The organism is Streptococcus oralis (assembly GCF_003943415.1).
GTDB lineage: Bacteria > Bacillota > Bacilli > Lactobacillales > Streptococcaceae > Streptococcus > Streptococcus oralis_BJ.
This window is the reverse complement of record NZ_RJPK01000003.1, coordinates 47,166-72,725: the sequence shown is the minus strand read 5'-3', so window position 1 is coordinate 72,725 and position 25,560 is coordinate 47,166. Positions and strand designations below refer to the sequence as shown.

The 25,560-nt window shown below is 41.6% G+C and carries 22 protein-coding genes; 7 read left to right on the top strand and 15 right to left on the bottom strand.

Features of this window, described 5'->3' with window-relative positions; genetic code table 11:
- The 10 genes from D8801_RS04975 to D8801_RS04930 form a co-directional block, all read right to left on the bottom strand.
- Positions 1-723 carry a hypothetical protein gene (locus tag D8801_RS04975; RefSeq protein ID WP_125848293.1) on the bottom strand — a complete coding sequence of 241 codons (723 nt, stop codon included), beginning with the start codon at positions 721-723 and terminating at the stop codon, positions 1-3.
- A complete protein-coding gene (locus tag D8801_RS09925; protein ID WP_260468142.1) occupies positions 723-2,336 on the bottom strand; it encodes a T7SS effector LXG polymorphic toxin in 1,614 nt (537 codons plus the stop codon). Before D8801_RS09925 ends, D8801_RS04975 begins: the two co-directional genes overlap by 1 nt.
- Positions 2,326-2,700 carry a hypothetical protein gene (locus tag D8801_RS04965; RefSeq protein ID WP_125848291.1) on the bottom strand — a complete coding sequence of 125 codons (375 nt, stop codon included), beginning with the start codon at positions 2,698-2,700 and terminating at the stop codon, positions 2,326-2,328. The genes D8801_RS09925 and D8801_RS04965 overlap by 11 nt, the downstream gene beginning before the upstream one ends.
- A gap of 2 nt (positions 2,701-2,702) precedes the next feature.
- A complete protein-coding gene (locus tag D8801_RS04960; RefSeq protein WP_084973077.1) occupies positions 2,703-3,068 on the bottom strand; it encodes a TIGR04197 family type VII secretion effector in 366 nt (121 codons plus the stop codon).
- 81 nt (positions 3,069-3,149) lie between these two features.
- Positions 3,150-7,571, bottom strand: coding sequence for a type VII secretion protein EssC (gene essC / locus D8801_RS04955; protein ID WP_125848289.1), 4,422 nt, complete (start codon positions 7,569-7,571; stop codon positions 3,150-3,152).
- Positions 7,572-7,592: 21 nt separating this feature from the next.
- The gene (gene essB, locus D8801_RS04950) at positions 7,593-8,864 is read right to left on the bottom strand and encodes a type VII secretion protein EssB (RefSeq protein ID WP_125848287.1); all 1,272 of its coding nucleotides are present in this window, start codon (positions 8,862-8,864) and stop codon (positions 7,593-7,595) included.
- Positions 8,865-9,104, bottom strand: coding sequence for an EsaB/YukD family protein (locus D8801_RS04945; protein WP_000434882.1), 240 nt, complete (start codon positions 9,102-9,104; stop codon positions 8,865-8,867).
- Between the two features lie 70 nt (positions 9,105-9,174).
- Positions 9,175-9,639, bottom strand: a complete 465-nt coding sequence (essA, locus tag D8801_RS04940) for a type VII secretion protein EssA (RefSeq protein ID WP_125848285.1) — start codon at positions 9,637-9,639, stop codon at positions 9,175-9,177.
- Positions 9,640-9,642: 3 nt separating this feature from the next.
- The gene (gene esaA, locus D8801_RS04935) at positions 9,643-12,657 is read right to left on the bottom strand and encodes a type VII secretion protein EsaA (RefSeq protein ID WP_125848283.1); all 3,015 of its coding nucleotides are present in this window, start codon (positions 12,655-12,657) and stop codon (positions 9,643-9,645) included.
- Positions 12,658-12,726: 69 nt separating this feature from the next.
- Positions 12,727-13,014: a WXG100 family type VII secretion target gene (locus D8801_RS04930; RefSeq protein ID WP_001173990.1), complete on the bottom strand. Its 288-nt coding sequence runs from the start codon at positions 13,012-13,014 to the stop codon at positions 12,727-12,729.
- Between the two features lie 435 nt (positions 13,015-13,449).
- On the opposite strand from D8801_RS04930, the gene D8801_RS04925 reads away from it, so the two are divergent.
- Positions 13,450-14,079 carry an MBL fold metallo-hydrolase gene (locus D8801_RS04925; protein WP_125848281.1) on the top strand — a complete coding sequence of 210 codons (630 nt, stop codon included), beginning with the start codon at positions 13,450-13,452 and terminating at the stop codon, positions 14,077-14,079.
- A gap of 38 nt (positions 14,080-14,117) precedes the next feature.
- Here the strand turns inward: D8801_RS04925 and D8801_RS04920 are convergent, their stop codons facing one another.
- Positions 14,118-16,010 carry a M13 family metallopeptidase gene (locus tag D8801_RS04920; protein ID WP_125848279.1) on the bottom strand — a complete coding sequence of 631 codons (1,893 nt, stop codon included), beginning with the start codon at positions 16,008-16,010 and terminating at the stop codon, positions 14,118-14,120.
- 177 nt (positions 16,011-16,187) lie between these two features.
- Between D8801_RS04920 and D8801_RS04915 the strand changes: the two genes are divergently transcribed.
- From D8801_RS04915 to D8801_RS04890, 6 genes are all read left to right on the top strand, one after another.
- On the top strand, positions 16,188-16,910 hold the full coding sequence (locus D8801_RS04915) for a metal ABC transporter ATP-binding protein (RefSeq protein WP_060628634.1): 723 nt from the start codon (positions 16,188-16,190) through the stop codon (positions 16,908-16,910).
- Positions 16,907-17,755: a metal ABC transporter permease gene (locus tag D8801_RS04910; RefSeq protein WP_125848277.1), complete on the top strand. Its 849-nt coding sequence runs from the start codon at positions 16,907-16,909 to the stop codon at positions 17,753-17,755. The genes D8801_RS04915 and D8801_RS04910 overlap by 4 nt, the downstream gene beginning before the upstream one ends.
- A gap of 31 nt (positions 17,756-17,786) precedes the next feature.
- Positions 17,787-18,716 (top strand): metal ABC transporter substrate-binding lipoprotein/adhesin PsaA, encoded by a 930-nt coding sequence (psaA, locus tag D8801_RS04905; RefSeq protein ID WP_060628635.1) that lies wholly within the window; start codon positions 17,787-17,789, stop codon positions 18,714-18,716.
- 123 nt (positions 18,717-18,839) lie between these two features.
- A complete protein-coding gene (gene tpx / locus D8801_RS04900) occupies positions 18,840-19,334 on the top strand; it encodes a thiol peroxidase (RefSeq protein WP_125848275.1) in 495 nt (164 codons plus the stop codon).
- A gap of 83 nt (positions 19,335-19,417) precedes the next feature.
- A complete protein-coding gene (locus tag D8801_RS04895; RefSeq protein WP_038804845.1) occupies positions 19,418-20,068 on the top strand; it encodes a metal-dependent transcriptional regulator in 651 nt (216 codons plus the stop codon).
- 107 nt (positions 20,069-20,175) lie between these two features.
- Positions 20,176-20,589 (top strand): hypothetical protein, encoded by a 414-nt coding sequence (locus D8801_RS04890; protein ID WP_125848273.1) that lies wholly within the window; start codon positions 20,176-20,178, stop codon positions 20,587-20,589.
- A gap of 31 nt (positions 20,590-20,620) precedes the next feature.
- Here the strand turns inward: D8801_RS04890 and dtd are convergent, their stop codons facing one another.
- The 4 genes from dtd to D8801_RS04870 all read right to left on the bottom strand — a co-directional run bounded on the left by dtd (position 20,621) and on the right by D8801_RS04870 (position 25,557).
- Positions 20,621-21,064, bottom strand: a complete 444-nt coding sequence (dtd, locus tag D8801_RS04885; RefSeq protein ID WP_125848271.1) for a D-aminoacyl-tRNA deacylase — start codon at positions 21,062-21,064, stop codon at positions 20,621-20,623.
- Positions 21,065-21,082: 18 nt separating this feature from the next.
- Complete coding sequence (locus tag D8801_RS04880) at positions 21,083-23,299, bottom strand: RelA/SpoT family protein (protein WP_125848269.1); 2,217 nt, start codon at positions 23,297-23,299, stop codon at positions 21,083-21,085.
- A 144-nt stretch (positions 23,300-23,443) separates the two neighbouring features.
- Entirely contained in the window at positions 23,444-24,574 is a 1,131-nt protein-coding gene (locus D8801_RS04875; protein ID WP_000229941.1) for an ABC transporter ATP-binding protein, read from the bottom strand.
- Positions 24,575-24,687: 113 nt separating this feature from the next.
- On the bottom strand, positions 24,688-25,557 hold the full coding sequence (locus tag D8801_RS04870; RefSeq protein WP_125848267.1) for a helix-turn-helix domain-containing protein: 870 nt from the start codon (positions 25,555-25,557) through the stop codon (positions 24,688-24,690).
- Positions 25,558-25,560: the final 3 nt, after the last annotated feature.

Here is a 25,560-nt window from a genome sequence, read left to right as displayed (position 1 = left end):
TTAAGCTAATTCATCATTGTTAGGATGCTTTTTTACATAAATAGCCGCATAAACAGCATCTACCATGACAGCTGGAAGGGTCAAGGTCAATAAAATCCCCAATAAAACACCAAAAGCAATCTGAATATAGCCTGTTAGGAGAGAGGGAATGATTGTTGCCCCAGCAAAAGCTATAGCAAAATTATTCCACCATGTTTTCTTTCTATCTTCCTCTTTTACTTGATTAAAAGCCCAGACTTTCCCCTGATTCTTTGGGAGATAGTACCAAGCATAGAGGCCACATGCAAAGATAAAAAGGAACATCATCAATATTACATAAAATGGAGTGAGAGGGGATTGATATATCTCCTTAGCTCCTATAGAACTACCGTCTGAAATAACTATTAGTAAACAAATAAAATTTGTAACTATCACTAAGCTTAACACTGTGAGGGCTATCAAATAATATGTTAAAGCCCTCCATGCGTTTACCAAATAGGGAATAAAAGAAATGATAATACCAAGTATATTCACAACACCGCAAAACAAAGAAAGTCCTTTAAAGATGCCTAGATTGTCTTCATAAGTTCCACCCACATACAGAAAACCAGTTAATGCTAAAGCAATCCATGGATATAATTTAATATAACCTAAACTGACACCATGTGTGATCAAAGGACCATGGTATCTTTCGCCTTCTATGCTAGTAATCTTTGCTTTATTTTTTCTATTTATCTTTGCCATTAGCTAAACCACCCTCCTATTGCTTTTAAGCCATTGCCAATTGCATCCTTAGCTGCATCCGTTACAGATTTATGATTCAATAAGCCAAACTTAACATTGTTCATAGCATACCCAATGGCTGCACCTAATCCTAACCCTACAACTGTTCCAATAGGACCTCCGATAACAGTTCCGATTGCAGCACCAGCGCTTGCAGCAGAGGCCCCTGAAATAAGGTCAACACCTTGGTCAACTACGAAATTTTGGATTTTTTCCCCAACGGAAGAAGTTTTATCATCAAAAAAGTTTTCTTTTATATTTCCCCCAACATTGAGAACTGTCCCAATGGCACCAAACGCTTTGCCAGCCTGTCCCCATTTTGAAAGCTGTGAAGCATCTTTCCAGTTGAAGTCATCCCAAAATTTCAAAGAATTTTTAAAACCGCTTTTAGCCGAATCCACAGCATCGCCAAGAGCAGCTCGCCAACCAGTTGTCTGAACCCCTTTGCCAATATTGGTATCAGTAGGATCAAACGCTTTACCTGTCTCTTGTCTATATTCTCCGCTTCCATTAGTATATACATGCCCTGTATTTTTATTATAAAGAAAACGAGAGCCTATCTTAACACGACCTCTGGAGTCAGAAATAATTTGTCTACCGTTAATAAAGTCTAATTCAGCCTTTGCCAAAATAGCTCTACCAACGATGTTCGAAAATTTTGAAGATTTATCGGCTGATTCTTCCTGCTTCAAAATAAAATCAATGGCTTTTTCAACAGAAATTCCCTGTTCCTTTGCAACATCTTGGGCCATCGTTAGCAATTCAGCTTCCGTCCTATCTACAAATCCCTGAATTGCATTCTTAACATTCTCTGGCATGCCCTTAGCTGGATAGCGGTTCTGATAAGCTTGGATTGCCTTTATATCCTTCTCATCCAATTCTGTTTTATTCTTAATTTTATCTAAAACATTTTGGTAATTTTGGATCACCTCAGAACGTTTCGTCCACTCATTATTAATATTATTAGCCCAAGGAGCTTGTCCCTCTACTTTAAAAGTTCCATCAAACTTTCCAAAGTCACCCGTGACTTGTTCGAAACCTTGAAAAACTAAAGTCTGTAAGCTTTCTGAATCCGAAAAATGACCACTAGTCGAGCTCGCAAACGACTGCAATTTTTCTAATTTCCTTTGTAACTCATCTCGCTTACTCGTTGCATTTGAGATAATTCCTCGAACATTACTTTTATATATGGGATCGATGTCCTTTAGATTAGATAAACTATACAAAATAGCTTCATGAGTCGAAATGGTTGTATTCTTCGCTTCAATTTGCTTTTGAAGTATCTCCTCATCTAGACTTTCTCCACCGACTTGTGAACGGTAAAGAGTCGGTAATTCACTGGCTTTTCCTCCTAGACTCTCTGAAAAGAGGATAACTCCTCTAAGTAGGGGAACCATTATATTTTCCGCATAGGACTTAGCGCTATCATAGGCTTTCCCTTTTAATTCTCCCTCTGTAATCAAATTATTAAAGGCAGTAATGACATCGTTATAATAATTCACACGGCTGCTTAATACACTATTCGCTGTACTGCCCTGCGAATCTGCTGAGCCTATGTCTACTTTAATCCCCATTCTTCTCCTCCTTCTCCTCATTTTGTGATTCAAGACGGCGTTGTTGAAAAAGAAGTTCCTCTTTTTCGTTCTCTAGCTTGCTCATTGCTTTTTTTAGTTCTTCTCTCCTCTCGGAGATAAAATCATCAAGTAGCTGTTCATTCCTTTTTAACATCTCTATATCTTCAAGACGATCCATCTCATCTTTAACTGATAACGGATAATATCCTAATTCTCTATATGGGATGAAGTTTGTTTGACAAAGATCTATGATCTCCGTCGCAACGTAAGAAAACTGATTTCTTTCTTCTTCTAGCTTTGATAATTTCGTTTGAATCTGTTGAACACTACATTGAATATCTTCTAATTTTCTAGTTTTTTCCATCCTCACTCCTTAAACAAATTATTTTGAGGAACAAATGATGGATTTGAATACAGAGAAGGTAGACCAGTTGTCCCCTTATTTTGACTCGACGGCAAATTATTTTGCCACAATGTACTTATCTTCTCATCTACTACTTCGAATTCATTTGCGACACCATGAATTAGTTTTACGAATTCACTTATTTTCGATTGAACATTTTCAGCCATAGAGGCCTCATTTATGATCAATCTTCTTCCTACCGTATTAGCGGTATAATAGCTTGTCTTATCTCTCGTAACTGTACCAGCAGTAGTAATGCTATTGCTTGCTGATACAATTCCAGTTGCAATAGTGCTTGCCTTGCCTTTTTCACTTTTTACTTGTCCCATATTCAATAACCTTTTCAATTATCCTTTCTACTATCAAATCGTCAAGAGATAGGGTTGAATCTTAAGTATCAAAAAATAGTTTTACTTATTCTTACTAATTTTGAGTTTGATGACTTCTTTCCGAGAATGCAAATAAATCTGATCGGGATCTGGAGCCACATCTCTGCTATACATTCCTTTATCTAAGAAGGTTTGATCCATTAGGCGCATACCAAAGATGACCCATTGGACATTTGTTTTAAGGTATCTAGGAATTGGATCAATACTTGTCCCAATATAAGTATAATCAGTACCAATAATAAACCTCATCCCTACTCGATACCCCTTCTCAAACATAAATTGAAGCTGTTGTTCATTTAGATCGCTTTCGGATACCAGTGCTTTCATATTTGGTATAAAAATGATCCATTCAGATGATATACCTTTTTCAAGACGGCGCTCTATTTCATAGATTAGATGATTTCCTATGTCCGACAGTTCCTTTTTACTTCCAACATAGGTTTTCACCTGCTTACTATATGCTTCATATTCTTGGAAAGCATCAATCAACATCATATAGACGTTAGGCATTCTAAGAATAGTTTTTATTAAATGATGAGTTATATTATCAAAAGCATCCTCTGCATTTGATACATAAGCCATGTGTTTAAATTTGCTAAGAGAGATATTGACACTTCCAACCATTTCTAGCTCCAAACCGATAGGAATCTGACCATTCTCAATAGCTTCTTGTACACTAGGCAAATTCAAAAATTCTTCCATCATCAACTCCTCCGGCACCATCGGAATGGCACTTGGGCGTTGACCTGTCCAGGCTTCTTGGAGGGAAGCCACTTCCTGGCGCAGGTTGTTGAGGACTTGGGTGTCATTGGCTCCATAAACTGGGAGAGCTAACTGGATCACATCCACCTCTTCACGCTTCATGAGCGCACGGCCCTTGATGTCTTCCATGGTCATGGCAAGGGGTGTAGAGCCCACGATTGCCCGCACCTCGCTCACATCATTCTGTGGAAGGCTCAACTGGTGCTTGAAGTTCGAGTAGAGCTGAGCCCGAAGGTTGGACTGTCGGCCCGCTGTCATCAAGAGATGCACTCCTATGCTGAGACCTTCACGAGAGATGCGCACCAAAAGTTTAAAGAGTTCTGCCTCATAAGCCTCCTCCTTGATGGCCTCATAGCTGTCTAAGAGGATAACGATAGCCGGCTCTTGCTGCCCACTAGCCTCTCGGTAAAGCTCCAAGGTCCCTACACCATAGTCCGCAAGGAGTTTCTTACGACGGTTGAGTTCGCGCTCCATGATCCGCACAAACTTAGAAATCTTCTCTGCCTGATCCAAAAGCATGGTGTCTGCCACCTGCGGAAGCTTGGACAAGGGTGCCAATCCATTGGTCCCAAAGTCCATCAAGTACAGGGTAAGAGCCTTGGGACTGAATTTGCGAGCCAAGTCCATACCAGCTGTCTGAAGGAAGGTGGTCTTCCCTGTTCCCGGACTTCCGTAAAGAAGGACATGTCCATCCTTGGAGAGGTTGATAGAGACGGCTTCCTGCTTCTGGGCCTGCGGGATATCTGCCATTCCGAGTAGGAAGGAAAGGGATTTCTCTTCTTCCCAAGCAACCGCTGGCTGCACTGTTTCCAGCTCCTCTAGCGCGATGCGCTCCTTAAGTGGTGGCAACCATGGCTGTGGTACTGGAGGAATCTCTTGTTCCTGACACAGAACTTGGATATGTTCCACAATCGCATCCAACTCTGTCGGAACTTCCTTGATCTCATCCACATCTTCTAAGCCTGATAGATCCTCATTTAAAATCTCATATTGCCCCAATTCATTGATCAGGAAGATGGTATGGTCCTCGATCCCCATATCGTCCTTGTCCGGCTGGTAATCCGCGCCTGACCAGGCTGACTGGAAGAGCTCATAGACTTCATTGTTTCCGACTTGCAGATAAGCACGTCCCGTCTGAGTGATCTCGGCCGCATCAGGTGTATGAAGCATTTCATTGGAGTCCGAACGATCCGCCACCTTAAGGGCTATCTTGAAGCGTGAGTTGGACCAGATCTGGTCATCGACCACACCTGATGGCTTCTGAGTAGCTAGGATCAAGTGAACCCCGAGGGAACGCCCGACCCGAGCGATAGACACCAGCTCCTTGATAAAGTCGGGCTGGTTGACCTTGAGCTCCGCGAACTCATCTGAAATGAGGAAGAGATGAGGGAGAGGTTCTGTTGCTTCTCCGTTTTTAAATTTCTTCTGGTATTGATTGATATGATTGACTTCAAACTCCCCAAAGAGTCGTTCACGACGATGGATCTCCGCATTGATTGAAGCCAAGGCCCGCATTGATTGGGCTCCATCCAAGTTGGTAATGGTTCCCAAGAGGTGGGGCAGGTCCTTAAAGAGATTGGCCATTCCCCCACCCTTGTAGTCGATGAGTAGAAAAGCCACATCGTGTGGGTGGAAGTTGACAGCGAGGGACAGGATATAGGATTGGATCGTTTCTGACTTCCCTGATCCAGTCGTCCCTGCGATCAAACCATGAGGTCCATGAGCTTTTTCATGTAGATTGAGCTGAACCAGATCATCCTGACCACGCAGACCAATCGGCACAGCCAAACTCTTGTAGGGTGCGTTCTTTTTCCAACGGCTCGATACCTGCAAATCCTCAAAGGTTTCCGCCCCATACATTTCCATAAAGGTCACAGAATCCGGGATCGAACTCTTAAGGTTTTGGAGGTGATTGAGCGGTGCCAAGGTACGGGCAATCCGCTCCTTATCATAATCTGTTGGAAAATGATCCAAACGGAAGTCCGTCTCTTTCAAGACCCCTTCTTCCATGACCAGTTGGCCCGTATTTCGGTCCTTGATGTTGATCACTGTCTGGATATTCTCAGACAAGGAACTCATGACATCCTCTACAAAGATAAGAGAACAGCCTAATTCCGTTGGATCTTCGGTAAAGAACTCCATAATTACATGATCCAAAATCAGCTTTTCATCGGTTACTAGAACCACGTAATGGGGATGGAAGAGGGTGCTCTCCTTGTGGGATGCTTCTTCCTTTTGGCTACGACGCAGTTTCAAGATTTGGTTCAAGCTATTGAGAACCTGGTCCCGTGTCCGTTGATTGTAGACAAAACCTCGAACATTGAGCTCTTGCAGTTTGGCATGAGGGAGCCAACGCATCCAAGACCATTGGTCTCTCTCCTCTTCCGACAAGATAGTAATAAACTGCACATCATGATAAGAATGAAAAGTCGCTAGTTGCATCACCAAAAGCTGCAGTTGTTCTAGGACGAGATTTCTAGGTCCAATATACCCCACCGGTCCATGGCTGAGATTCGCTGGAATCGGCATATCGGGAATCTTTTTGTGACGACTATAGAGAGCGTAGCCCTCTTCTTCCAGAGCATCCTTCTTACCGCTGCGTTCCTGTTGACCATAACTCAACTCATAGCTGGTAGGAAGTTTTCCTAAGCCCAAGCGATAGTATAGAAAGTCAAAATGCAAGGGAGTTTTTTCATAAATCCGGTGATTGTAACTCTCAACCAAGTCCGTCAACTCTGAAATAGTTGGAAAATGATAGTGCATCCCTTCTTTTTGTTCCCGTTCCAGACGAGTCAATTCCTTGACCTTATCTTTCAGGTAAAGACGATAGAGATCAATCCGCTCCTTCTTATCAGCCTTGTACTTTTTACGATTTTTGATAAAACCACGGATAGAAAAAATCATTGTGGTTATAGACATCCCTACTGTCGCAAGAATATAGATCCCTCGAGGTTGAATCAAGGTGATCAAGACGGTTACCCCTACCATCATAAGAGGAGGAACGATTAGCTTTAAGAGTTCATCACTGGGCTTACTTGGTTCCTGTCCAGGGGGATTGATCAAGATTTTATCCTCACTCCCACGATAGATGATTCGTGGAGAACGATGATAATCTGGATAATCTTCATAAAAGCCATATCGAGATGGTTCTCTCAGAGTCAGTTGTTTCCCAACTTGGGCAGGCCCCTGAATCCATACTTCATCTGGATAGAGCTTTATTGTCACCGCCCCTAGACTCAACTCATCCCCAAAGTGAAGCAGTTGCTGGTCCACCTGTTCCAGATGATTATTTCGATAAAATGCGCCTTTTAGTCTATTTAGCATCCATTGATTCTGAGATTTTTGGAGTAAGAGTTCAACATCTTCATCTAGTGTGATCAACGCACCTCTTTGAGAACCGATCTGAAACTCTGATAAATCCAAAAGATCATAAACCCTTGGCTCCCCTTCTCGGAGATAAAAGACAACCTCGCCCAAACGTAGACCATCTTTCAATATTCCTGCTTCGTCCTCATACTGATAAAAGACCTCGTCACCGTCAATCTTGAGCTGAATCGGGCTCTCTTGTTGAGAGAGGTAGACTTGTGCCTTTTCAGTAGCCCCAACCAAGACCGTCTTATCTGCACTCAGTTCTACTTCATAACGCAGACCTTGGCTGTAGAAAATGATTTGTTTTTTCATAATTTCTCTCCTTGGTCTACTTTAATTGCTAGAGGAGCTGCTAGGGCTAGATTTCTTCTCAGATGAAGGTTTGCTTTCAGAAGCCTTTTCTTGAGAATTTGGACTAGTAGATGCATTAGAGCTAGAATCACTTGTTAATAGTTCACTTCGGCTATCCCAGTATTTCTTATATTCACTCTCCAAAGTATTCAGTTTACTTTCACGATCTTTTCCTGACAACTTGCCATCTTCACGAACCTGCTTGATTTCCTGAGTCAAAGCATAGAGAATCAAATCACTGTCATTGATCCGCTTCGCTGTATCAAGAGCATCCTCAAAACGATTACGCCCAACTTGAATCCAATAGGTCAGATAGAGTTCATCCGACTTAAGGGTGACATTATTCAAGATGACCTTCTTTTGGTCTGAAGAAAATTCCAAACCTTGAATATAAGAGTAGGCCAACTCATACTTTTGCGTATTAGGAAGACTGGAAGGGGAAATCCCTTCTAACTCTGTAATCACACCACTGTAATCCACCTTGATAAAGGCCGTATCTGCCTGCAACATCTTTTCTTTGAAGGGATTTTGGATGAAAATCAGATAGATCAGAGGGACGACTAACAAGACGACACTCGCTGTCAACCAAATCGTCGCAAGCTTAAATACACGATGCCGTCTACTTGGAACCAAGACCAAATCCGCCTGTTCTTTCGCAGATTTCTCTACATAATACCGTTCCAAAATAGCAACTGCTGTTGCAATATCATCTGCCTGACACAGGTCATTTAAAAAGTCTGGCAAGGTCTCTAATTCTAAGGAACCATTGTAAAGGTCCATAAAATCCAAATCACTAAAGAGGGTTACCACAAAACACTTAGCCTGACGTAAAAAGTCCTCTGAGGAGACTGCTTGAGGAGTCATGAGGCCTGGTACCCCACGATAGGCAATCTTTGCTTGGGCATCCTTTGTGATAAAAAGATTCATCGGATGCAAAAGAAAGGTCACCGGCAAGGCCAAGGCTGCCTCTAAACCAAAGACATTTAAGGCCAAACGAATCCGCTCTGAAATGGTTCGGCTCTTCACTTCTTCATAACGAAGACCATGAGGCTCTAGCTGATACGTAAACGTCACACTATCCTCATCTGCCTCCATGGTCTGTTCCAAAAAGAGCGGATGATGCAAATCCAAAAGCAGGAGCTCCCGCAAATCCTGACTCGCTACATCTGAGCGCTTAAGGCTCAATTGCCAAGTTGTTTCATTTTTTTCATAGATAAATGGCTGCTCGCCAAATACAAATTTTTCCTCAGTCACCTATATCTCCTCTATCTCTACTAAATCTCCTGTCGTCATTGGATAATCCGACAGATACTTACCCTCATCAAGCAACAAGCCCTTATTAACAACTCGTAGTTGATATTTTTTTCGCTTCTTACCTGGATTAAAAATGGTATCCACTTCTCGGATTAATCGACGCACTTCAATCCGACGTGGAATACGAATATCCACATCCCTTTCTTTCAGGCGTAGGGTAATATTGATATGTTGCTCCACTTCTTACATGCCTCCTGTATCTGATTTATCTTTTTTCTCACAAAGTTGTCTTAATGGATTTACCAAAAGTTTAATCCACACTCTCTACCATCACGCGATAACTCATCACAGCGGTTGCTCCAAAAAGCAAGAAAATTAATGCTATATAGAATATCTCTGGAAGAAAGTCACTTAATCCACTTTTTTCTACCTGACCTATATTTGTTTGAAATTTAGCTATTTTTTTTGAATTTGGCTGAAACAACTGCTCTTCGGGAGATTTTTTCACTGACCCCTGTATAGCAGAAAACAGTTGGCCCCTTTCTGTGATCAACTGTTCCTCTTGATACTGCTGCATATCTTGCAACTTCTTTTGAGTCGCTTCGTTAAAAAGCTCCTTGATTTGTTCAGATTGTAATCCAAATTTTAATCCCTCTTTCTTCTCAAGTCGGGAGTCATCAATCTGGAGACTATTATCCTTCAAATCATCTGCAGCAGCCATTGAGACTGCTGCACATGCTACTAAGGTAAGAAGCAAAAGAATTATTTTTTTCATTTCCTATTCTTTCTCAGTTTGAAATACTTGAGGCCAAAAGCTTCTTTCTTTGATAAAAATATTCATAACAAGTAATCCAGCTACGACAATCGTCACTGCAACAAATGCTAAAATGTTTGCTGGTTGCCCATCAAAATATCCTGAGAGTAAAGCTTCTAATATTGATAAAGCATTGAGATTTTTGATAAAGGCTGGGAAACCTGTTAGACTGGCCGTCGTCCCAATTGCATTCGATAGATAGACAAAGCTAATCATCATAAAGAAGGCAAGACCCATTCCAATCACTCGGAAATGTTTGAGCAATAAATACTGGCCTTGAATCAGTACTAACGTAGCTAAAACAATCAGCAAGACCCATGACGGTTGGTATTCACGGCCAACATGAAGCTGTGCACTCGATACAATACCAACTACTAGACCAACTACTACAGCCAAAATCGAGAGTAGCCCAACTGTCATAATATCCGTATCATGTAGCTTATCTAGTTTGAACTTATCTTTAACTTTGCGAATAACATTTTGAGTTGCAAATAGGTAGGCTGTAAAGAGACTAATAATCTCCAATAGTAAAATCCATGTAAACGGACGGTAAACATTGACAGTCGCTTTTACTGAAGTAGAATTTTGAGCAACAGGGTTGGATAAGAAGTTCAGCAATACGTCGTTTGGTACCCCATTTTCATAGGCATTATTCAAAACCTTCACGAAGGATTCTACAAAGTTTCCATTATTAGTCAATTCTTCATTAAACTGTGTCATCAAAGATTCTGCATCCTGCGACAACTTTTCAGTACTTGTTTGAGCGTTTGATAATTCACGATTGAAATTGCCTAAAGTCTCATTAACAGACTCAGCCGCCTTAACATTGCTTTGAGAAGACTCTTTCACACCCTTAGTTTCAGATAAGAGAGCCGCATAATCAGTATTTAGAGCTGCCAATTGATCATCAGTATTTTTAAAGGCTTCATTTCCTCCGTCTTGTGCCTTTTCCAAATTCTCTAATTTCTCTTTTAACTGCTTGTACTTATCCAATTGGTCCTTTATTTTGGTATCCAATTCTTGGTTGGTAGTCAAAATATCTTGCACATTTTTTTCTAGAACAGGCTTCAGAGTAGTCAATTTTGATAAGGCTTTATCTACTTTTCCTTTAGTACCATCTGTATCTGTACCGCTAGCAGGTGCAGTTAAGCTGTCTTCATATTTCTTCAGATTTGAATCAATCGCTTCAAACCAAATATCCGATAATGCTTTAGACACATTACTATTTTTTAACTCTTTGACGGTATCGTATGCTTGTTTTAGTGATTCTACCTTTTGGTAGGCAGAAGCTATTTTCTGAACCTTTTGTCCGTAAGAAACTGCTGCTTTCTGAACGGCTAAGACATCTACCGGCGCACTGACTGCTTGAACATCATTCAAGGAAATATCAATTGATTTTAGCTCTGCTTTTGGAGTTGGGCTTGAAGTCCCAGTTGAACCTGTAGTTGAAGTTGAAGTTGGAGCTGCCTCTGCAACACTATAGGCTACTTTGAAAGTCCCACCAGTCTTCAAATCAATCTCGTCGCCTAAGGCAACCGGTGTGCCATCATAAGTGACCGAATGAACTGTCACTCCTGTTCCAGCCTTCCATGATACCTTAGCCTTTGTTCCTGTTCGTCCAACAGCACTCGTACTAGTAATTGCTAGATTTTCCAGATTCTTCAAATCCGTCAAAGAGATCTCGTCGCTAGGCTCTTTAATCGTTTTTAAATCTGTATAGTTTACAGAAGGTATTGTGATTGGTGTCATACCAAAACCACTAAATTTTTTTCCACTAAAGTCTTCTTTTGGTAATTCTGATATTGCAGAAGCCAGCTGCGTTTTTAGAGATTCCTCAACCTTCTCTAGATCCTTATTTGCAGCTCTATCCAAAAATTGACCGAGAGTGATTTTGCTCTTCTCACTTGTTCCATAGTAAGTGGCTAATTTCTCATCGATAAAGTTACGAATATCCTTTTTATGATTTTCAAACTTCGTTCTTTCATCTGTTAGATTGGTCTGTAAACTATCAATCTCTTTGCTGATATTTTCTGCCACTGTTTTATAGGAAGGCCCAAGTTCTGGTGGCGTTCCATCTATATTCGCAGTCAGACTACCATGAGCTTCAATTAATTTCTGATAAGTTTCAACTTGCCCCTGAACGTCTTCCCGACTCTGAGAGATAAGTCGAGTGATAATATTCGCATGATTTTCCTTCTCACTGATCCTATTTTTAAGCAAAGTTCCAAACTTCTCACCATAGGCAATCTGCGAAACATCAAAATGATCAAAAATCTGTGAGTAGCTCTCCAAACCTGTCTTTAAAGTACTGTTGGCGTCAACTGATGAACTAGACATACTATAGAGAGTTGGGAAAAGATTTTTAGAGTTGATAGCTGTCCCATATAAGTTCGTACGATAGTTTCCGATATTGGTCGCTTGTATCTGTGAGCTAGCTTGAACATTTTTTTGTGCTGTATAAAGGTTGTTCAAAATACTAGCCATATACATGTCGACTAACTGACCATTCAAATCAGCAACAATGTCTTTTGCTAGTTTATTTGCATCATTTTCTACTTGCAAATTTCCTTGCGCATTCACCTTATAATTGATGGTTGTCTTATCAACATTGATACTGTTAATATCGAGTATTTTTTCAGAAAAATCACTAGGAATTGTTAAAACGAGTTGGTATTTCCCACTTTCTAATCCAGAATCAGCTACTCCACGAGGCACAACAGACCAATTTTGTGAATTGTCACGCTCGATATTTTTTACATAACTAGCACCCAGATTATACTCTTTTGTATCAACATAGACTGACTTATCTTCATTTACAATAGCCACATTTAATTTGGTCTGTTGATTTGTTTTTGCACTATTCTCATTATGAATAGTCGTATTTTTTTGAACAGATAGATTCAAAAAAACCATTAGTGCAAGCAATCCTAATGCCAACAGACTACTTCCTATATATTTAAAAATTTTATTCTTCCTCATATTACTTTAAATCTTCTCCGTCATAAAAAATAGGAAGGCTCTCGCCCTCCTAAAGCCACTTATAACAAATTAATGAATTTGTGCTGCAATATCTTGGTCAGTTTGTTCAACGATGTCCGCAACTTTAAGCAACTGTGCATTGATTTCATCAAGCAAAGTCGCAAACTCATCAATTTTTGGAGACAATGCTGTAAACTGTTGATCAAAGCTATCAAAAGCTGAACCTTTCCAGTTACTTCTGATAGTTTCTTGTTCGTTGCTTAATGTACGAAGAACTTGTCTTACTTCTTCGGCACCACTAGTGTATTTTTGAGCAGATGTACGTAGATCTTCTGGTGTTAATTGAATTAAAGCCATGTGAATCTCCTTTAAATTAATTTATACCTTCATTATATCAACAATTTTAGCCAACCGCAAGCTTAAAACTCAATTTTATGATAATTAATTAAGGATAAAACCCTTTTCTATCTAAGGATAAGTAAAAAGTCTTGGATGTACTGCCCCTAAAAAGTTAGACAGATAATTCTAACCTTTGGGACAGTTCTTCCCTTTTTTGACATTCTTTTCTACTCAGTAATGATTAACCCGTTTCAGTATTTAAGAGCCGAAAAGTTCGGTAGAATGATATTCTTAATTATGTGATTGGTTTCATTTTGAAACTTGTAATTATAATGGTTTAAAATGAAACTAAAGATACAGCCCACGAATCAAAAAAGACGGAACTTCTAATACCCTAAGCCTTCTCTTCTGTGTTATACTGATATCAGTACATTCTTTGAGAGAGGAAATCCTATGAAAATCCATAAAACCGTGAATCCCGTTGCCTATGAAAACACCTACTTCATAGAGGGAGATCAACACCTGATTGTGGTTGACCCCGGTAGTCATTGGGAAGCTATTCGCAAAACTATCGAGAAAATCAACAAACCCGTCTGTGCAATTCTACTGACCCACACCCACTACGACCACATTATGAGCCTTGACTTGGTCCGAGGTACTTTTGGAAATCCCCCAGTTTATGTAGCAGAAAGTGAAGCCAGCTGGCTCTACACTCCTGTAGACAATCTCTCTGGTCTACCTCGTCATGATGATATGGCTAATGTCGTCTGCAAACCAGCTGAGCACACCTATGCCTTTCATGAGGAATACCAGCTTGAGGAATTCCGTTTTACAGTATTGCCAACACCTGGCCACTCTATCGGTAGTGTTTCTATAGTCTTTCCTGATGCCCGCCTAGTCTTAACAGGAGATGCTCTATTCCGCGAAACCATCGGACGGACAGACCTTCCTACAGGTAGCATGGAACAACTCCTCCATAGTATTCAGACTCAACTCTTTACTCTTCCTAACTACGATGTCTATCCTGGGCATGGTCCAGCTACGACCATCGCTCACGAAAAGACCTTCAATCCCTTTTTCTAGCAAGCAAAAAACCAAGGATGCTATCCTTGGTTTTTATCTTACCAAATAATCACACGGTCCTCTGGTGAACGCCACATACCATCGCCTTCTTTGACATCATAGGTTGTAAAGAAGTCATCGAAGTTTGGCACTTGCACATTGACACGGAGTTTGGCAGGCGCGTGCACATCGACACTGGCCATGAGTTTCATCAATTCAGGACGGCCTTTCATACGCCAGATACGAGCAAAGTTGTGGAAGAATTCTTCAGCTGAGAAGTCTGGTTCTCTCTTAGCAGCTTCAAGGGCTGCAGCAATTCCGCCCAAGTCAGCAACGTTTTCGGATACGGTTAGTTTTCCGTTGATTCTTGCACCGTAAGATTCTTGGCCATCAAACTGGTCGATAACTTTCTGCGTTTTTTCTTTAAAGGCAGCATAGTCACTCTCTGTCCACCAATCCTTGAGGCTACCATTTTCATCAAAGGACGCACCATTTGTGTCAAAGGCATGAGAGATTTCATGGGCAATAACAGCACCAATACCACCGTAGTTAGCTGAAGACGACTGATGCAAATCATAGAATGGAGCCTGTAAAATGGCAGCTGGGAAGACAATCAAGTTCTTCTGAGGATTATAGTAGGCATTGACCATGTGAGCAGGCATCCCCCACTCCTTGTAGTCAACTGGCTGGTTCCACTTGCTCCAGCTGTGCTTGATTTCCACACGCGCAAAGGCTAGGGCATTCTCAAAGAGACTGGCAGTTTCGTCCACTACCTTGTCCTTGTAGCGGGCTGGCAATTCCTCTGGATAACCGATATAAGGCTTGATGACATTGAGTTTGACAATAGCCTTATCACGCGTTTCAGGAGTGAGCCAGTCGTTCTTAGCCAAGCGTTCCTTATAAACGTCAATCATGGTCGCCACTTTTTTCTCTACATCCGCCTTGGCTTCTGGGGAGAATTTTTCATGCGCATACCAGAGACCCAGAGCCTGCTTGAAAGGGCCTTGGGCCAAGTGATAAGCTGCCTTGACCTTGTCCTGAGCTTCTGGAACACCTGAAAGGGCACGTCCATAGGCGCCTGACAAGACACGAATCTCATCTGTGAGATAGCTGGTTGAAAGATTGACCACAGCTAAAATCAAGGTTGCCTTAAGCAAAGGCCAAGCTTCTTCACTATAAAATTGGTCTGCCGCTTGCCAGAAACGTTCTTCATCTACGATAACCTTATCTGGAGTTTGCCCAATCACTGCTTGGAAGAAATCATCCAAAGATAGGGCAGGTGCGAATTTCTTGAAATCTTCATAAGCGTATGGATGGTAGAGTTTGGCATATTCTGAACTTTCTTCGTTAGAAAGCACCACAGCCGCAATGCGACGGTCCAATTCCAATCGTTTCTCTAGTAAGTCTGCGATTTCCTCATCTGAAAAATCATAGGCTTTGAGAAGATTCGTAGTACTTTCCTTCCAAAGAGTCAAGAGTTCCTCACGCTGAGGATGGTCTTCAGCATAGTAAGTCGTATCTGGCAAAATCGTCCCTGGTGCACTTGCCCAGAGAACATTGGTTCTGGCATCCATAAAGTCTGGTGATACACCAAAGGGAAGGAAGTTTGGCTTGCCTGCTAGTTCAAATTCTGCTAGTTTGCTGGTGAAATCTGCAAAGCTCTCCAAGTCTAGGTATTCCTTGAGCATTGGCAAAACGGGCTTGATTCCATCTGCTTCTCTCTTGTCAAAATTACGTACCATACGATGGTACTTAACAAAGTTTGAGAGGATAGCATCCTCTGGAACAGCCTCACCTGCCAACCACTTGTCCGTAGTTGCCAGCATTAACTCTTCAATTTCCTCATCAAGGTCAATAAAGCCACCAGTTCGAGATTTGTCAGCTGGAATAACAGCTGTTTTTTCCCATTCGCCATTAATAGCATCATAAAAATCATCTTGATAACGTGTCATCTTGTTCTCGCTTTCATTTGTACTTGCTTTTAGCTTAACAAAAATTACCTGGGAATGCAATTAAAAATGAACTGATACTTTCTATTGTTTTTCAGTTATTATTTTAATTTTTTCAAAAATTAACTTGACTTAATTTTTTTTTTAATGTATATTAAGAGACAGGAGGAATACAACTGTATGATACGTATCGAAAACCTCAGTGTCTCCTACAAAGAGACGTTGGCACTTAAGGATATTTCACTAGCGCTCCATGGACCAACAATTACCGGTATCATTGGTCCAAACGGTGCTGGGAAATCAACATTATTAAAAGGTATGCTGGGAATTATCCCACATCAAGGTCAGGCATTTCTCGATGACAAGGAAGTTAAAAAATCCTTACATCGAATCGCTTATGTCGAACAAAAAATAAATATCGACTACAACTTTCCCATCAAGGTCAAGGAATGTGTCTCACTAGGACTCTTTCCCTCTATCCCTCTCTTTCGAAGTTTAAATGCTAAACATTGGAAGAAAGTGCAAGAGGCCCTTGAAATTGTCGGTCTAGCTGACTACGCTGAACGTCAAATCAGTCAACTGTCTGGAGGTCAATTCCAGCGGGTCTTGATTGCCAGATGTCTGGTGCAGGAAGCCGACTATATCCTCTTGGATGAACCCTTTGTTGGGATTGACTCCGTTAGTGAGGAAATCATCATGAATACGCTGAGAGATCTAAAAAAAGCTGGGAAGACGGTTCTCATCGTCCACCACGACCTCAGCAAGGTTCCCCACTACTTCGATCAAGTCTTGCTTGTCAATCGAGAAGTGATTGCCTTTGGTCCAACCAAAGAAACCTTTACCGAAGCCAATCTCAAAGAAGCTTACGGTAATCGACTCTTTTTCAGTGGAGGTGACCTATGATCGCAGAATTTATCGATGGATTGCAAAAATTCCATTTCTTACAAAATGCCTTGATAACAGCTATTGTCATTGGGGTCGTAGCTGGAGCTGTGGGATGTTTCATCATCCTACGCGGGATGTCACTCATGGGAGATGCCATTTCACATGCTGTCTTGCCAGGTGTAGCCCTCTCCTTTATCTTGGGCCTTGACTTCTTTATCGGAGCCATTGTCTTCGGACTACTAGCTGCTATCATCATTACCTACATCAAGGGAAACTCGATTATCAAAAGCGATACCGCCATCGGCATTACCTTTTCTTCTTTCTTAGCCCTCGGTATCATCTTGATTAGTGTCGCTAAAAGTTCAACTGACCTTTTCCATATTCTTTTTGGTAATATCCTGGCCGTCCAAGATACGGACATGTGGATTACTATGGGTGTGGGGGCAGCCATTCTCTTGTTAATCTGGATTTTCTTCAAGCAACTCTTGATAACATCCTTTGATGAACTCTTGGCTAAAGCCATGGGAATGCCTGTCAATTTCTATCACTACCTTCTCATGGTACTCCTAACTCTCGTGTCTGTGACAGCCATGCAAAGTGTCGGAACTATCCTGATTGTAGCCATGCTGATTACCCCAGCGGCAACTGCTTATCTGTATGCTAATAGCCTGAAAAGCATGATTTTCCTTTCCTCAACATTTGGAGCGACAGCTTCAGTTTTGGGGCTCTTTATCGGCTATAGCTTTAACGTTGCGGCAGGTTCTAGTATCGTGCTTACAGCCGCTAGTTTCTTTCTCATTAGCTTCTTTATCGCTCCAAAACAACGATATTTGAAACTGAAAAATAAACATTTGTTAAAATAAGGGGCAAAACCCCAATAAATTGGAGGATCTAATGAAAAAATTAGGTACATTACTCGTTCTCTTTCTTTCCGTCATTGCTCTTGTAGCATGTGCTAGTGGAAAAAAAGATGCAGCTTCTGGTCAAAAACTAAAAGTTGTTGCTACAAACTCAATCATCGCTGATATTACTAAAAATATTGCTGGTGACAAGATTGATCTTCACAGTATCGTTCCTGTTGGTCAAGACCCACACGAATACGAACCACTTCCTGAAGACGTTAAGAAAACTTCTCAAGCTGATTTGATTTTCTATAACGGGATCAACCTTGAAACAGGTGGCAATGCTTGGTTTACAAAATTGGTAGAAAATGCTAAGAAAACTGAAAACAAAGACTACTTTGCAGTCAGCGAAGGCGTTGATGTTATCTACCTTGAAGGTCAAAACGAAAAAGGCAAAGAAGACCCACACGCTTGGCTTAACCTTGAAAATGGTATGATCTTTGCTAAAAATATCGCAAAACAATTGAGCGCTAAAGACCCTAGCAACAAGGAATTCTACGAAAAAAATCTCAAAGAATATACTGATAAGCTAGACAAACTTGACAAGGAAGCTAAGGAGAAATTTAACAACATCCCTGCTGAGAAGAAATTGATCGTAACCAGCGAAGGATGCTTCAAATACTTCTCTAAAGCCTACGGTGTCCCAAGTGCCTATATCTGGGAAATCAACACTGAAGAAGAAGGAACTCCTGAACAAATCAAAACCTTGGTTGAAAAACTTCGCCAAACAAAAGTTCCTTCACTCTTTGTAGAATCAAGTGTGGATGACCGTCCAATGAAGACTGTTTCACAAGACACAAACATCCCAATCTACGCACAAATCTTTACTGACTCTATCGCAGAACAAGGTAAAGAAGGCGATAGCTACTACAACATGATGAAATACAACCTTGACAAGATTGCTGAAGGATTGGCAAAATAAGCCTCTGAAAAACGTCATTCTCTCATGAGCTGGCGTTTTTTTCTATGCCCACATTTCCGGTCAAATCATTGGAAAATTCTAACCGTTTCAGCTAAAATGGAAGAAAAAAGATTGGAGTATCTTATGGTAACTTTTCTCGGAAATCCTGTGAGCTTTACAGGTAAACAACTACAAGTCGGCGACAAGGCACTTGATTTTTCACTCACTACAACAGACCTTTCTAAAAAATCTCTGGCTGATTTTGATGGCAAGAAAAAAGTCTTGAGTGTCGTGCCTTCTATCGATACAGGTATCTGCTCAACTCAAACGCGTCGCTTTAATGAAGAACTGGCTGGACTGGACAACACGGTCGTATTGACTGTTTCTATGGACCTACCATTTGCCCAAGGACGCTGGTGTGGAGCTGAAGGCCTTGACAATGCCATCATGCTATCAGACTACTTTGACCATTCTTTCGGGCGTGATTATGCCCTCTTGATCAACGAATGGCATCTCCTTGCGCGTGCCGTCTTTGTTCTCGATGCTGACAATGTCATCCGTTATGTGGAATACGTTGACAACATCAACACGGAACCAGACTTTGAAGCTGCTATTGCTGCAGTGAAAGAACTGGACTAAAATCGAAGCCATTAGGGCTGAAGGCTAGAGAAATCTAGCTTTTTTTGATATACTAGATGGAGAGAAAAGACAAGAGGGAACGAATGACGCCAAATAAAGAAGACTACCTAAAATGTATTTATGAAATCGGTACGGAAATGCAAAAAATCACCAATAAAGAAATTGCTGCCCGTATGCAGGTCTCTCCACCTGCCGTAACAGAGATGATCAAACGCATGAAAAGTGAAAATCTCATTCTCAAGGACAAAGAGAACGGCTATCTATTGACAGATATTGGCCTCAAACTGGTCTCTGAGCTCTATCGTAAACACCGTTTGATTGAAGTCTTTCTAGTTCACCATCTCGACTATACCAGCGATCAAATCCATGAGGAAGCTGAGGTTCTAGAACACACTGTCTCTGACCTCTTTGTGGAGAGATTGGATAAACTGCTTGGCTTCCCTCAAACCTGTCCCCACGGTGGAACTATTCCTGTTAAAGGAGAACTCTTGGTTGAGATCAACAACCTACCTCTAGCAGATACCAAAGAGGCTGGAACCTATCTCCTGACTCGGGTTCATGATAGCTTTGATTTACTCAAATACTTAGAAAAGCATGAAATTCATATCGGTGACCAACTCCAAGTCAAACAGTTTGATAATTTTTCCAATACCTTTACACTGGTCAACAAGGGTGAAGACCTCCAAGTTAGCATCGATATCGCCAAACAACTCTATGTCGAAAAAATCAACTAACCCCTTATTCCTGAAAGAAATTTCTTTCAGGGATTTTTTATTATTTTAGTTGTAAGTCCCATTCTTTTGGTGTAGAATGAAGCTAGAGAAAAGAGGGGAGGCGTCTTATGAAAAAACTCTTTAGAATCCATTTTGCAGCTATTGCAGTCAGCGATTTGCTACTGTTGGTAACTTTCAGACCCCGATACGAACTTTCTTTGGAGAGAGGCCTGATTTTTTGCTTCATTTTTATCCTTGCTCAGGGACTACTGCTGTCTCGCTTGGTCAACCGACTCAGAAAACATTTCACTGAGATTTATCCTCAAATCAATAAAAAGTTTCGCTTCTACTATTTAGGGGTGCTCATCAGCGATCTTCTATTATTTGTCTTTTTAGCCATCACTGGCCCTCAACATTTCTACTCTCTTACTCCAGTCTTTACTTCCTGTCATTCTACTTTATATTATATAACGGCTAGCCACCTAAGAGAAAACTATCCAGACTTTTACGACAAACACATCACTTTATGGGAGTGTCTATAAACAAAAACCAAGCCAGCTGGGCTTGGTTTTCTTATCTATTTTTAGTATCAAGAATGATGGTGACTGGTCCATCATTGACCAGCTCCACCTGCATATCTGCTCCAAAGATGCCTGTCTGAACGTGCACTTCCTGAGCTAGCTTCTGATTGAAAGCGTTATAGAAGTTAGCTGCCATATCAGGCTTGGCTGCTCCAGTAAAAGCTGGACGATTCCCCTTCTTAGTATCTGCAAAGAGGGTAAACTGAGAAATAGAAAGAATTTCCCCTTCAATATCCTTGACAGACAGATTCATCTTGACTTCTGCATCAGAAAAAATTCGCATGTTGACGAGCTTTCGGACAGCATAGTCCAGATCTTCCTCTTGGTCCTCTGGTCCTACTCCGACCAACAATAAGAGCCCCTGATTGATTTTTCCCTGAACCTGACCTTCAATACTCACTTGAGCTTTCTTAACTCGTTGAACGACGATTTTCATAAAAATCCTTTCTAGATCTTAGCCATTGGTCCGTTTGACAGAGTAAACCTCTGGCACACTTTTAATCTTATCAACTACTGTGGTCAGTGTAGAGAGGTTGGAAATACCAAAGGAGACATGGATATTGGCAAATTTCATATCCTTGGTTGGTTGGGCGTTAACGGTTGAGATATTCTTAGTTGTGTTGGAAAGAACTTGCAGAACATCATTTAAGAGACCTGTACGGTTGAGGCCGTAGATATCGATGTGAGCAATATATTCCTTGCTTGAGTACTGGTCTTCCCATTCCACATCAAGGAGACGTTGCTCGTAGTTTTCTTGGGCACGGAGATTCATACAGTCCACGCGGTGAATAGCTACACCTCGTCCCTTGGTGATGTAGCCGACAATATCGTCTCCTGGCACGGGATTGCAACACTTGGCAATCCGCACTAAGAGACCTGAGGCACCTTCAATCACCACCCCACCCTCATGCTTGACCTTGAGGGTTTCTTTGTTTTCAACCTTAACCTCGCCACCTTTGACGAGCTCTTCTGCCTCAGCCCTAGCTTTGGCACGTTCCTCTTCACGGCGTTCTTTTTCAGTCAGACGATTAAAGACCGTAATGGCACCGATTTCTCCAAAACCAATGGCCGCAAAGAGAGATTCTTCTGTCTTGTAGCTAGTCTTTTGAAGAACTTGGTCCATGTGACGCTTGTCCATGAATTTATTGGCCACATAGCCGTTTTCTTGGAACTGAGCTATCAGCAGTTCGCGGCCCTTGTTAACGGACAATTCCTTGTCTTGGTTTTTAAAGAACTGACGAATCTTGTTGCGAGCCTTGCTAGTCTTAACCATGTTGAGCCAGTCACGACTCGGGCCAAATGAATTCGGATTGGTGACAATTTCGACCTGATCCCCTGTCTTAAGCTTGGTTGTAAGAGGTACCATGCGGCCATTGACCTTAGCACCAGTTGCTTTTTCACCGACTTTGGTATGAATTTCATAGGCAAAGTCAATGGGGCCTGAATCTTTTGGAAGGGAACGTACAGCCCCATCTGGGGTAAAGACGTAAATCTCCTCAGCCAGGTAGTTTTCCTTAACAGACTCCACAAATTCCTTGGCATCATCAGCCTGATCTTGCAACTCAATCATTTCCTTGATCCAGTTCATCCCGATAGCTGATTCTTTGCTGTTGACCTGCCCCTTGATTCCTTTTTTATAAGCCCAGTGGGCCGCAACCCCGTACTCAGCAACTTCGTGCATTTCCTTGGTCCGAATCTGGAATTCAATCGGTCCTTTGGGACCATAGACAGTCGTATGGATAGACTGGTAACCATTGGCCTTACGGTTGGCGATATAATCTTTGAAGCGGCCTGGCATCGGTTTCCACAGTTCATGCACATAACCCAGCATAGCGTAAACATCACTCTGGGTATCTAAGATACAACGAATGGCAATCAGGTCATAAATTTCCTCAAAGCGTTTCTTCTTATCCTGCATCTTGCGATAGATAGAGTAGATATGCTTGGGACGGCCATAGATTTTCCCTTTTAGATTGCGTTCGGAAGTGTACTCCTCTAACTTTGTCACGACTTCATCGACCAAAGCCTCACGCTCTCTGCGTTTTTCCTTCATCATGTGAGTGATCTTGTAAAACTCAGTTGGATTGAGATAGCGGAAGGACAAGTCTTCTAACTCCCACTTGACGCTGGAAATACCCAGACGATGAGCAAGCGGTGCATAGATTTCCATGGTTTCTCTGGAAATGCGTTCCTGCTTGTCTTTTCGTAGGTGGTTAAGCGTTCTCATATTATGCAAGCGGTCAGATAGTTTAACCAAGATAACGCGGATATCCTCAGACATGGCCATGAGCATCTTGCGGTGATTTTCCGCTAATTGCTCCTCGATTGATTTGTACTCGACCTTACCAAGCTTGGTCACTCCATCAACAATGATACGAACATCATGACCAAACTCTTGCTCTAAATCATCCAGTGTCGCATCCGTATCCTCAACTACGTCATGCAAAAAACCACAGGCAACCGTCACGGCATCTAACTTGAGTTTGGCTAAAATCCCTGCCACCTGAATGGGATGAATAATATAGGGCTCGCCAGATTTACGGTATTGACCACTATGGCATTCAACGGCGTAAACCAAGGCTTTGTGTACAAAAGCAACATCTTCCTTCGATAAATATTTTTGCGTTAAAGCGACAACCTCATCGCCCGTCAAATTCACTTCTTTCGGCATCTATTCTCTCCAATTCTTCCTACCATTTTATCACTTTTTTAAGAATATTAAAACTAGAAAAGCCTGTTTTCATGCCTAGCCTATGCATTTAAAAGAAAAAACACTGCAAGAGAGACTCTGCAGTGCTTTGTTATTTTATTTATCTTAGTAGACTGTTTTTTCAGTTTCTACGTCGAAGAAGTGTGCTTTGTTCAAGTCAAATCCGAGTTCAACTGTTGCACCTGTTTGCAAGTAGTCACGAGCATCCACTTTTGCAACAAATTCATCTTTACCAACTTGGCAGTAAAGGTGAGATTCTGAACCAAGCAATTCTGATACTGAGATAGTAGCTTTGACAACTGATTCTGGGAATGTTTCAAGGAAAGCAGGTTCTGCATTCACATCTTCTGGACGAATACCGAAGATCAATTCTTTTCCTTCGTAGCCTTTTTCACGAAGAACTTTCAAAGCTCCTTCTGGAACTTTCAATCGGAAACCGTCAGAAACAATTTCACCACCAACCAATTTCACGTTGATGAAGTTCATAGCTGGGCTTCCGATGAATCCTGCTACGAATTTGTTAACTGGATTTTTGTAAACTTCTTGAGGAGTACCAATTTGTTCTACACGTCCGATAGTACCTGTACCAGCAGGGTTTTTAGTTGCTGACATGATAACGATACGGTCTGCAAGTGTCATCGCTTCTGTTTGGTCGTGGGTTACGTAGATGGTTGTAGCACCGATACGACGGTGGATTTTCGCAATTTCAGCACGCATAGATACACGAAGTTTGGCATCCAAGTTTGACAAAGGCTCATCCATCAAGAACACTTTTGCATCACGGACAATTGCACGACCCATGGCAACACGTTGACGTTGACCACCAGAAAGGTCAGCTGGTTTACGATCCAAGAACTCTTTCAAGCCAAGGATTGCTGCTGCTTCTTGCACACGTTTGTCGATGTCTTCTTTGCTGTACTTACGCAATTTCAAACCGAAAGCCATGTTGTCATAAACAGTCATGTGTGGGTAAAGAGCGTAGTTTTGGAAAACCATGGCGATGTCACGGTCTTTTGGAGCTACGTCGTTGACAACCACGCCATCGATAGATGCAGTACCTTCTGTGATGTCTTCAAGACCAGCAATCATACGAAGAGTTGTTGATTTACCACATCCTGAAGGACCTACGAAAACGATAAATTCCTTGTCTTTGATGTCCAAGTTGAAGTCTTCAACTGAGTAGTGTTCGCTGTTTGGATATTTTTTGTAAATGTTTTTTAGATTTAATTCTACCATCGAGGTGAACTCCTTTTGTCTTTTGATAGTTTTATTATAGATGAAAACGCTTTACATTTCTATGGCAAGGTGACCAAAAAAATAAAAAAGTTCTGTGCAACTTGCACAAAACTTTAGAGAATATCTGGTAAAATCAACTGATAACACAGGGTTAGATCCGTCAACTCCTTCAACTGAAGTCCTGTTAACTCTTCCCATTTATCAATCTTATATTGGAGAGAATTGCGGTGCAGATAGAGTTGCTGGGCCGTTTTAGTTAAGACAGCACTGTTTTCCCAGAGAGAAAGAATGATCTCCTGAATCTGATCTTGGTCCAGAATCAACTGACGAAGGTAGTCTTTGATAATTCTAAGGTCAATCAACCCCTCTCCAAGACTCCACAGATAGAGCTGTGAAAAAGTATGAACACCTTGGTGACCCTGACGCCACCAAGTCTTAAACAAATCTCGCTCCGCTTTGATCAAGTCTGATAGGGCTTGAGGGCCTGTCTGAGGCCAAACCTGGCCCAACATGATCGACAGACGAAGACCAAAGTCATACTCAACCGCTTCAATCGTATCAGATAAGATTGAGCGAACAGAGGTGTACTTATCTTGTTGAAGCACAAACACATAATCCTGAGCCCCGACCTGTAGCACTGTCTGGAAGTTGGGAAAGAGAGTTTGCATCATATCTAGCCAAGAGGATAGATTTTCCTGTTGGAAGTAGGAAAGATGGCAATAAACCAGCTGAATCTTTTTGAAAGTTTGCGGTGCCTGCCCCTTCCCATCGATCAGATAGGGATACCAAGGATTGAGCGAACGAGCCTGCTCCTGCTGGGTTAAAAGGGCAATTAACTGCTTTTCACGTTCGCTGAGCCCAGCTTCCTCCAGTAAAATCCACTGCTGAGAAGCTACAGGGAGAGTGAGATAGCCCGGTTTCTCTGCTGGCTGATCTGAAATCTGAGCTTCAGGAAACCAGTCTTGTAATTCCTTTACAATCATATT